Annotated in this window: 4 protein-coding genes; all 4 read left to right on the top strand. The window is 31.5% G+C overall.

Annotated elements, in window-relative coordinates:
* Window positions 1-678, top strand: a 678-nt coding sequence (locus tag AC06OU_RS09530; RefSeq protein WP_475855438.1) for an HAD-IIB family hydrolase, incomplete at its 5' end; no start/stop codon positions are given.
* Window positions 679-1,026: 348 nt separating this feature from the next.
* Window positions 1,027-1,386: a hypothetical protein gene (locus AC06OU_RS09525; protein ID WP_475855436.1), complete on the top strand. Its 360-nt coding sequence runs from the start codon at window positions 1,027-1,029 to the stop codon at window positions 1,384-1,386.
* A 74-nt stretch (window positions 1,387-1,460) separates the two neighbouring features.
* Window positions 1,461-1,682: a hypothetical protein gene (locus AC06OU_RS09520; RefSeq protein ID WP_475855434.1), complete on the top strand. Its 222-nt coding sequence runs from the start codon at window positions 1,461-1,463 to the stop codon at window positions 1,680-1,682.
* Window positions 1,683-2,002: 320 nt separating this feature from the next.
* Complete coding sequence (locus tag AC06OU_RS09515) at window positions 2,003-2,284, top strand: hypothetical protein (protein ID WP_475855433.1); 282 nt, start codon at window positions 2,003-2,005, stop codon at window positions 2,282-2,284.
* The last annotated feature ends 58 nt before the right edge of the window (window positions 2,285-2,342 follow it).

Below are 2,342 nucleotides of genomic sequence, written 5' to 3'. Positions count from 1 at the left end.
CTTGTTGGTGATGAAAAACACTTAAAAGACTTACTTACCTATTATGAAGGTCTACAAAAGAAAGTTACTTTAGTTTATGTCACAGGAAGGCATCGGGAATCAGCCCTAGAACTTATTAAAGAGGCTAACATTCCAATGCCGAGTATTTTAATCTCGGATGTGGGAACAGGCATATATATAGGCAATGACCTTAAACCAGATGAAGAATGGAATCTTTTAATGAAGAAAAATTGGAATCCAGAGGCTATAAAGAAAATCGCTTCTCATTATCCAACTATTGTTCCACAAAAGCTGCCAGACGAATCTAGGATTTCTTATACTGCGCAAGAAGATGAGGGAAGTGTTGAAAAGCTCAAGCAAGAATTGCTACAAGCTAATATATCGCACAAATTTATCTTTAGCTCAGGAAGGGATATTGATATACTCCCTGAGGCCAGTGGAAAAGGATCTGCTTTGACATACGTGATTGAAAAATATGTAGAAGATCAAGCATCCATATTGATTGCAGGTGATTCAGGTAATGATGAAGAAATGATAAGTCTTGGATATCCATCTGTTATAGTAGCAAATGCACAACCAGAGCTAATAGCCATTCAAGATCACTCCCAATTATTTAGAGCAACTAAAAATTGTGCAGGCGGAATTCATGAGGCTTGGTTACATTTTTATGATAATTAACTCCTTATTTAAAACTTCATACGTAAATCCATTCAGACTATAGACGAATTTGAAATTGTCTATAGTCTTTTTTGTTTACGCTAAAGGATAAACATTTCATCTGTTTGATACGTTTAATACTTATTATTATTTTTGTTTTGTATATGGCTAGGGTTGAATTTTCGTACGGTTCACATGCCAAATGCATGTTTACGAAGTATAAATGATAAATATGTTTAATATTGAAACTTCTAATTACTTCAACCGTATTAAAGTATAGGAGTAGGTTAGTTAAAAGTTGTTTTTAAAGTATGTTCCATAATATGACATTTTGTGTATGGCAATCCAGGTGACAGGAGAGGTGATGGATTGAGTTTAAATCAAGTTATATATATAGTGCTTATATGGACAATACCTAGTCTAGGTTCTTGGTATTCCTTCAGAAAAATGGAGAATGAGAAACAGATAAAGGTTAAAAAAGAGTTGAGAAATCCTTTATCTATTTTAGGAATTATACCCATTTTTATTGGTTTCCTCGTATATCTTACAGGCTCCGTTGCAGCATCTGACATGAATGTCTTAAGGGATTTAGGGATTGCTTTAGCACTATTTGGTTGGTTTGTAATTTGGGGAGTAGGTTTAATAAAAGGAGAGGAAAATACCTTTAAGTGTATTGCTAAGATATTAATAGGGATTGCCGTTCTAATTGCTTATATCTATCTTTTTTAAATAGGAACCTTAATTTTTTTCAAAAGTATTAGAGGAAAAGATAGATGAAGAAAGTTATAAAAGGGGGGGAGTATATGAGTGAACGATTTGAATTAAGTTTTAAAAATAAGGAAGTAAGAATGTGGTTCTATTTGATGGTACCAACGTTTATTATAGGGAGCATCTTTATATTTTATGGTGAACCAAAATATCAGTATATTCGTTTGTTAGTATTAGTAATAGTCTGGACTGTCTTTTATTTTTGGCGTTATTTTTATCGTAAGAAAATGAAGAAGGAAGTAAAAAGTTCTTCTTAAGCTAACAGCTGCTAGCTACAAGAATGTGTAAACCCTTTTTCTTATTGAACTAAAGTAAGCTGCGGATTATAAGGGGACGTTAGATGGTATGGAAAACGGGCAACAGGATATGATATTAATCTAAAAAATGCTTTGGAACATATCCAATATAAACTTATTTTAATTGAATGATCTTCTTGTTTACCTTATGGGAGCATTACTTTAAGTAGGAGTAATGCCTTTTTTATTGATCTAAAGCAAAAGGTTAGTTGAATAAGAATTGGAACTTTTATGAAATTTTAAAGTCATATTTAGGAGTTAAACTAATAGGGGTGTTATATATGAAACGATTCAGTATAAGCTCAATAGTTTCTATGTTTATTGGGATTCTATTCTTTATATTTAACTGGTTAATAGATGGCTACGTGGAACCTATTGTACTTACTGGAGTTATTTTAATATTAATGGGGGCTGTATTTAGTTTTATTGCGATCTCTAAAAGAGAAAAAGGACGCGTGAAATATATATCAATTACTACTTTTATCATTTTACTATTTTTAGTTACTTGGTTTGAACCTTTTCAAGTTGTTAGAATGATGACTTGGTTTAAAAATCTTACTTAACAAACAGGTAATTTAACAAATTATTACAAAAAAATAAAAATAATAAAAAGTAAATGAG

Source organism: Psychrobacillus sp. (assembly GCF_056205495.1).
Note: the sequence above shows the minus strand (reverse complement) of the source record. Positions and strands in the feature narration are given on the sequence as shown.

Bases quoted from the DNA above. Each gene is read 5' to 3' on its own strand.
- AC06OU_RS09515 (WP_475855433.1), top strand. From the start codon at position 2,003: ATGAAACGATTCAGTATAAGCTCAATAGTTTCTATGTTTATTGGGATT.
- AC06OU_RS09520 (WP_475855434.1), top strand. From the start codon at position 1,461: ATGAGTGAACGATTTGAATTAAGTTTTAAAAATAAGGAAGTAAGAATG.